General features: G+C 46.0%; 3 protein-coding genes. 2 read left to right on the forward strand and 1 reads right to left on the reverse strand.

Annotated features, from left to right (window positions below; translation table 11 throughout):
• Nucleotides 1-72: 72 nt before the first annotated feature.
• A complete protein-coding gene (locus UF06_RS10295; protein WP_045570374.1) occupies nt 73-1,476 on the forward strand; it encodes a methyl-accepting chemotaxis protein in 1,404 nt (467 codons plus the stop codon).
• Nucleotides 1,477-1,583: 107 nt separating this feature from the next.
• Nucleotides 1,584-2,777, forward strand: a complete 1,194-nt coding sequence (locus tag UF06_RS10300) for a class I SAM-dependent methyltransferase (RefSeq protein WP_045570375.1) — start codon at nt 1,584-1,586, stop codon at nt 2,775-2,777.
• Nucleotides 2,778-2,899: 122 nt separating this feature from the next.
• Here the strand turns inward: UF06_RS10300 and UF06_RS10305 are convergent.
• On the reverse strand, nt 2,900-8,268 hold a 5,369-nt coding region (locus UF06_RS10305; protein WP_052702546.1), incomplete at its 5' end, for an Ig-like domain-containing protein.

The raw sequence follows: 8,268 nt of genomic DNA on the forward strand, positions 1-8,268 counted from the left end.
TTTTTTGAGTGATATATTTATCAACTCTATTCACCCCACAAAGGACAGTGGGTCACTACGAGTATAATAATTATGAAAGAAATTCCATTTCGTTGGATTGATAAGTATCTCATCCACTTAAAAATTCAAGAAAAATTCTATTTGCTCTTCCTCCTCCCAGTTTTAGCATTATTGATGCTAACTTTTGTTCTCACCAATGCCGCAGATGCGATGCTAAATGAAGCGTATCAAGATCAGCTCATGCTGGTTAAAGGTCTGATTGAATCGGGAAATTTGACGCGCAATCAAGTCGCTGAACTGCTCTCCGCTTACCCTGCGATTGCAATTGGCAACGGAAAAGACGCGGTTTCGGTGATGAATGGCGCGTTTAGTCTGGTCTCTTCACAGCAGGGCAATTTGTTATCGGCACTTTCAAGTACGCATCTCACTATTATTCTCGGTTCGCTGTTTGTTTTGGCGATGGGTGTCTACTACATCATGACCTTTATTGGCGGCGCGATGTTTACCATGAATAAAGCGCTGAGCACCTTAGCCAGTGGCGATCTCACTGCCCGTATGAACTTCTTTCTGGTGAGAGATGAGTTCAGCACCATTGCGATCACCATCGATAAAGTGGCAGAGCGTGAGCAAAAAATGGTGTTGTCTATCCAAGAATCCGTCGCTTTGATGCAGCAGATCAGCTCAGACTTGAACCAGTCGATGCATAAAAGCTCTGACATTTCAGGCACTCAGCAAGAGCACCTCAATTCTCTAGCCAGTGCCACAGAACAGATGGCGTCGACTATACGTGAAGTCGCCAATTTGGCGCATGATTCCAGCACTCAAACGGAAGATGCACGTAGCGTGGCGCAATCTGGTCAAGTAAAAGTGGTGAACACCTTGAGTTCGATTTCTAAACTATCGACAGAAATTCAATCTGCTTCTCAGGCAGTAGAAGAGCTCGATGCCAATGCAGCGCAGATCGATGAAGTGGTCACCACCATCAACGGCATTTCAGAGCAAACTAACCTATTGGCTCTCAACGCCGCGATAGAAGCCGCACGTGCAGGTGAACAAGGGCGTGGTTTTGCGGTCGTGGCGGATGAGGTTCGTGCGTTAGCGGGAAGAACTCAGAAAGCAACCGTCGAAATTCAATCCATGATTGAAGCATTACAACGTAACAGCCAGTCATTAACCAAGCTGATGGAAGTCACCGTGAGCAATGCCAGCCAAGGGCAAGCGTTGATGTCGGAAGTGAATCATGAAATCGCCTCGCTCGCTGATAAGAACCAAACTATCTCCGATAGTAGCTTGCAAATTGCAACGGCGGCTGAAGAGCAAGGCGTCGTGGCAGATAATATTGCCGCAAGCGTGGAGGAAATACGTCATCAGTCCAATCAGGTTTGCGAAATGATCACCATGACATCACGTAATGTCGAGCAACTTCGCACACAAAGTGATGCAATGGAAAGCTTGCTCACTGGGCTAAAAGCTTAACGATAGTCCTAGTTAATCAGGCCGCATAACGCGGCCTTTTTGTTATTTGCTTTTCTACGCTGATTCCATGAAAATACCCCACTTTCAAATTTCTAAAGAGTACTGCAATGTCAGCTTCAATCTATTTAGCCAAAGGCCGTGAGAAATCCGTCATCAGACGCCATCCATGGATTTTTTCTCGTGGCATCGACAAGGTGGAAGGCAATCCGCAACTGGGAGAAACCGTTGACGTATTGGCTCACGATGGTAAATGGTTGGCAAAAGCGGCCTACTCTCCTGAATCGCAAATTCGCGCCCGTGTGTGGAGCTTTGAAAAAGAAGAGATTAATGTGGACTTTTTCGTTCAACGTCTTCAACAAGCTCAACTGCTGCGCGAAGAGATCATTGCGCGCGATGGTTTAACGGGTTATCGCTTGATCGCGGCAGAATCCGATGGTTTGCCAGGTGTCACCATAGACCGTTACCAAAATTTCTTTGTCTGCCAACTGCTCAGCGCGGGTGCAGAACATCAAAAGCAAAATATTGTTGACGCTTTGGTTGAGGTATTTCCTGACTGCAATGTTTACGAACGCTCAGATGTAGCCGTGCGTAAGAAAGAAGGGTTGAAAGAAACGACTGGTGTGCTACATGGTGACATGCCGCCTAAATCGGTTGTTATCGAAGAAAATGGCGTCAAAATTAGCGTCGATATTGTCGGCGGCCACAAAACCGGTTTCTACCTCGATCAACGCGACAGTCGCCAGCAAGCGATGAAATACTTCAAAGATAAAGAAGTCTTAAACTGCTTTTCCTATACCGGCGGCTTTGGTCTTTATGCTTTAAAAGGCGGAGCCAAAAGAGTGATCAACGCAGACGTCTCGCAGCCAGCGTTGGACACCGCAAAATTCAACGCAGAGTTGAACGAATTTGATATCTCCAAGAAACGCGCCGTGTTCTTAAATGCCGATGTGTTCAAACTGCTACGTGAATATCGCGACCAAGGCACGCAATTTGACGTGGTGATCATGGACCCACCCAAGTTTGCCGAAAGCAAAGCGCAACTCAACGGCGCATGTCGTGGCTATAAAGACATCAACATGCTCGCGATGCAAATTCTCAAACCCGGCGGCACACTGCTCACCTACTCTTGCTCCGGTCTGATGGACCAACTGTTGTTCCAAAAAATCATTGCCGATGCCGCCGTCGATGCTGGCAGAAGCGTCAAATTTGTAGAGCGTTTCGAACAAGCCGCCGATCACCCAACCGACACGGCCTACCCAGAAGGTTTCTACCTTAAAGGGTTTGCGTGTAAGGTGTTGTAAATACAGTCTGTATCTATAAAAAGAGCCTCGATTCCCATCGAGGCTCTTTTTTGCAAAGGATAAATCCAAATTACAGACAGCACAAAAAACCGGAGCCCTTACAAGCTCCGGTTTTCGTTATTTTAGTCCTTTAAATGATTCAGGTTCTCTAACAAGCTATTGGTAATATAGGAAGCATCTACAGCACCATCAAAATCAATCGTTAAGGTTTGGCCGCCTTTGACGATGGTCAGATGCGCACCATTCTCGTTGGTCACTTCGATCGAGACATCACCGACGCTACCTTTAGAATCGCCTTCAAGATCAGCCAGCAAAGTTTCAATATCCGCTTTAGACATATCGTCAAAGAGATCAGATAGATCAAGCTTATCACCTTGCTCGACATTGAAGTCTGTGACGCGGTCACTCGCCGTTTCCATATCAACCCATTTAAAGATGTCAGCACCTTCACCACCAGTTAAGATGTCATTACCAAGGCCGCCGATGAGGATGTCGTTGCCACCTTGCCCATAAAGGATATCGTTACCAAGACCACCATCTAACGTGTCGTTACCACCTCGAGTGTCGTCTATGATATTGAATAGCTCGTGGTTATTCTTGATAAATGTATAGACATCTACATCTGTAGCTTCGTAGCCATTTTTCAGCGAGAGGAACTTATACACAGCATCTAAACCAGCCCCATCCACTAAATCATCTGGTTTTTCTGGATTGTCGCCACCCCAAGGTAGCGCATCTGAATTGACCGCATCTCCAAACAAAATGTCGTTTCCTACATCGCCACTGACGGTATCACTACCCATATCAGCAATGTTATACACAATATCACCACCTTGTAACGCGGCTTCTAATTGCTCTGGGGTTGTGACAATCTGCACTTCACCCGCAGGTGCGAGTAGTGGGCTCAGTAGGTTGATTTCGTCGATTCTTACCTCTCCACTGCGCCCATTTGTCGCATCGTAGCTGATTACTAATTTATAGCTACCAGCCTGTAGCGCACCGCTTTCAACATTGACAGACTTGTTACCATTGGTTTTTTCATCGTTGCCACTCTCTACTAGCTCACCATTTGCATTATACAGTGCCCAGTAGAACTTACCCCTTTCAAGAGTAGCGTCAAAACTCAGTTGTTGGCCTTGTTCCACATTAAATGTATCACTTGTCCATTGAGCATAACCGCCGTCCCAATAGCTGTAGTCGTCGTCGGTCAATACTAGATCACCATCACTGATACTCACATTGCCATCATTACCAGAATTACTGCCAGTCAAACTGGAGAAACTAAACAACATAGCTTCTGTATAGAAGTCCTTAACTTGTTCCATAAGACCGGTATTTGTGTTGTCAAAGAACTTCAATACATCGGTACTAATGTCGTTGCCAATACCAATGGCTTGTACTTGAGCCTTCGTGGAAAGTGAAGCAAACGCATCAATGGCATCTTTTAAAGCACTATCACTACTACCTCCAACATACGGTTCACCATCCGTCAGGAAGAACGCCATATTTTGCGCGCCATTTTGCATACTACTAAACCAAGAATCAGCCATTTCTAAGCCAGCTTCATAATTGGTATAGCCATACGCATTCAGCTTAGTATCTATTGCATTCCACAACTCCTGATATTGGGTTGGATTCGTAGTAATGCTTTGTGCTTCGAAATTAAAATCAACGACGTCATCAAAACAAATAAGTTTTACATTAACAACACCATCGTGCTCTCTAAGAGTTGAGATGAGATTTTTCAACGCAGCTTCAACCATAGCAATACGAGTCATGCCATTGGTGGTTACGTCGCTCATACTTCCTGAAGTGTCTACTATCAATGCAACATTATAGTCTTGCCCTGGAGTCACGGTTTTAACGTAACCGCCCACATCCCCCATAAGTACATCGTCTCCCTGAGTACCAGAAACAGCGTTATCTCCATTAGGGTTTGATGTATCAAGGAGAATAGTACCCGTTTGCCCTTGTGCATATTCTGGCCTATCGAGAGGAGTGTCACCATCCATCTCCTGTGCTCCAGCCGTCACAGTCAGTACAGGCGTTGTTCCAACTGGTGCTTCTACCAATACAGTCAACTTACCTTCCACATTTAGCTGAGCAGGATCGATAACCCAAGTACCGTCAGCTTGCTTAGTTCCGACAGAGAGTGTTACATCGTCAGGAACATCACTAATTACAACAGAGGTAACTTTTTCACTACCATCATTGTCATTCAGGTCAATATCGATATTTAGCTGATATATCTCTGCAGTTTTGACTAACTGTCCGCCACTTACTTCAAACTTGCCATCTGCGAAATACAAACTTTCTACACTGTAGAAATCATGATTAGCGTTACCTGTACCTTGGTGAATTAAAGTAAAGTCTGATGAACCAGCTGTAGTGAACTGATAGTCACTGCTACTACCAACTAAATATGCCGTGTCAACTCCATTACCACCGTAGTAAGCGGTAGTAGAAGTTGCACTTCGAGAAATAAAGATATCATTACCTGTTTCCCCGACATCATCGCCGATCAAGTTGATAGAATCAGAAACATCTGTACCACCAATTAGGATGTCATTGCCATCACCACCTTGCAGATTTTCTGAAACAGCAGACGAATTGTTACCCACAATAACATCGTTACCACTACCACCTTGAACAAGCATATGGGAACCGGACCCATAGACGATAGTGTCATTACCACCTAATGCCTGGACCCAAGCTCCGTTGCTACTCAGATAGTCGTCGTCGTCACTTGCTGTGTCATCAGCAAGTTTACCTTCTATCGCAGCAAGCTGAGCTGCCACTAAAGTATCGGCGACATTGCCACTAACAGAACTCAAAGTGGCAGAAACACTCAAGCCATCACTGATTGGAGTGACCAAAGTGGTAACCGTTGCGGTATCGGTCTTGCCTGTACTATCAACGATGGTGTAAGTGAAGCTTGCCGACCCCGTAACACCTTCGTTTGGCGTAAAGATGATCTCTCCTGTCGCAGCATCATATGATACGGCTCCATCGTTTGAACTAAAACCATCAGCAAGGATAGAGATAGTGTCACCATCATTAAGATCGTAATCATTGCCCAAAAGCAGTGTGCTATTTAGTACGAGCTCACTACCCTCTTTAGTCGTCAGTGTATCGCCAATCAACGGATAGTCGTTTAGATCATGCTCACCATTATTGAAGTTGCCGTTAGCATCAACAGTACCTAGATTGACATCGAGTACTGCATTTCCACCCTGATCCCAATACACAATTTCAATCTTATGGTAGCCATCGCTGTTTATCTCAAAGGAGCTATGCATGGTTGTTGTAGGTGATTGATTACGGTCAACTGTGGCTACAGCAACGCCATCAATTAATATTGTATAGCCATCATCTGCTCTCACTTTAAATGCGTAATTGCCTGCATCTAGATAAACAGAACCACTCATCTTAATCACACCATCTGTGTGATTTGCCACTTCGCCCTGCAATGATCCTGCATCATTATTTAGGAAATCAGCAACCTGAGACTTTGAACTCAAGCTATTGTTGTTGGCATCTAATGAGTAATTAATGTCACGCGCTTCAAAGGTAAGATCTGGGTCTTTACTCGCGATAACATCCAAGGCGTCTTGAACTGACGTCAGATTTCCATTTTCACTGTCATTTGAACTGTAATAGTAACCCGTCAAACCGCGGTATACAGATACCGTATCGTCCTGTGCAACAGGCGCAGCTGAAGTATCGACAACCACAGTCTGTACAATTGTGGTCTCATTACCCGCTGCATCCACAGCGCTAACAGAAAGATCATTACTGCCTTCTGACAGCGCATTACTGATATTAATGGTGTATTTACCGTCTGCATCCGCTGTACCAGTGGCTGCTCGAGGGGCACCTGTCGCATCCGTGTAGGTAATAGTCACGCTCGCACCCGCTTCCGTTAAGCCAGTAATGGATGGAGTTGAATCGTTAGTGACATTGTCCTCTTTGGAACCGCTATTTGTTTCATCGGTAATTTTGGAAGTAAGAGAAACAGTAGTATCTTTCGAAATATGAACAACTTCTGAATCACCTGTATTACCAGCGCTATCAGTGGCACTTACCACGACGTTTAGTTGTCCATCAGTCAGTTGCGAAACATCTACAACGACTGAGAAATAGTCAGCATTCTCATCACTAGTATCAACCGAGATCCCCGAAGAAATCACCATTGGATTACCGTCTTTATCAGTAATTGTAATGGTATCTATAGACGCTCCTTTTTCGACAAAACCGGAGATAGTCACATTTCCTTGTTCATCAAAATTAATGACATTGTCATCGCTTTCCTCTTCAACAAAAACTTCAATGTTTAAGCTTTGGTCGACGCTATAAACTTCATTGCTATACGCACTAAACTCATTCCCCGCATCATCTGTCCCTGTGACAGTGGCAACAATATGAGGATATTGAAGCGTAGTATTAGCCAACTTCGAGCCTAATACTTCGACCGTAAATAGGTACTTACCATCTGCATTTGTATCATTGGAAACCAATGCACGACCAATCTCGACTCCACCAAGAGTAATTGTAACGGTATCGCCAGGTCTAGCGTCACCACTTACCCAACCAGTGATAGGAATCAACACACCTTCAGCAGACTCATTAGCGTTAATGATTCTGTCATCCGTGATTGGATCGACATCAATAGAGGCTGTCGCAGACGTATCGACCGTATGCGTTGAAGAACCGGTGCTGGTCACTGGGTTGCCCGCGCCGTCCGTTGACGCCACGTTCACATCGAACGCGGTGTCCGCGGCCAGGTCTGCACCCGCCACATCCACTGTCCAGTTGCCATCAGCATCGACCGTGGTTTCGTAAGGCTTACCATTGATGGTCATGGTTACCACATCGCCTTCGCTGATATCGCCACCGGTGGCTTTACCGGTCACGGTCACTGTGCCTGCCGCTTCACTCGCGTTAATCACATCATCAGCAGTAATTGGATCAACTGAAACACGATTAACACTCACAGAAACTTCTGCAGAATCAAACGCAACTCCATCGGTAATAGTATAAGTAACAGTTGCTTTACCACTAAAACCATTCGCTGGCGTGAATTCGAGTTTACCGTCGACGATCGCGACCGTACCTTGCTCGACTGGGACCGTCGCGCCTGTGATGGTCAACGTATCGCCATCCACATCGCTGTCATTCGCCAACACATCGATGGTGATCACGCCACCGTCTTCTGTGCCTGACGCCGTATCGTCTGTGGCCACTGGGCCGTCGTTCACGGCATTCACGGTCACTTTCACGTTCGCGCTGTCTACATCGCCGTCCGCGTCTTTCACCTGGTAGCCGAAGTTGATCTCACCATTGAAGTCAGCCGCTGGCTCGAACGTCATCGCGCCATCCGCCGCGATGACCACGGTGCCATTGTCCACCGCGATGTCTTGGGCATTGCCGGTTAACGCCACGCCGTTGATGTGGGTGATTTCCAGGCCGCCGTCTGGTGCACTGTCGTTGC

This window comes from Vibrio sp. S234-5 (assembly GCF_000960595.1).
In the GTDB taxonomy this organism is placed as follows: Bacteria; Pseudomonadota; Gammaproteobacteria; order Enterobacterales; family Vibrionaceae; genus Vibrio.

Bases quoted from the DNA above. Each gene is read 5' to 3' on its own strand.
- UF06_RS10300 (WP_045570375.1), top strand. From the start codon at position 1,584: ATGTCAGCTTCAATCTATTTAGCCAAAGGCCGTGAGAAATCCGTCATC.
- UF06_RS10295 (WP_045570374.1), top strand. From the start codon at position 73: ATGAAAGAAATTCCATTTCGTTGGATTGATAAGTATCTCATCCACTTA.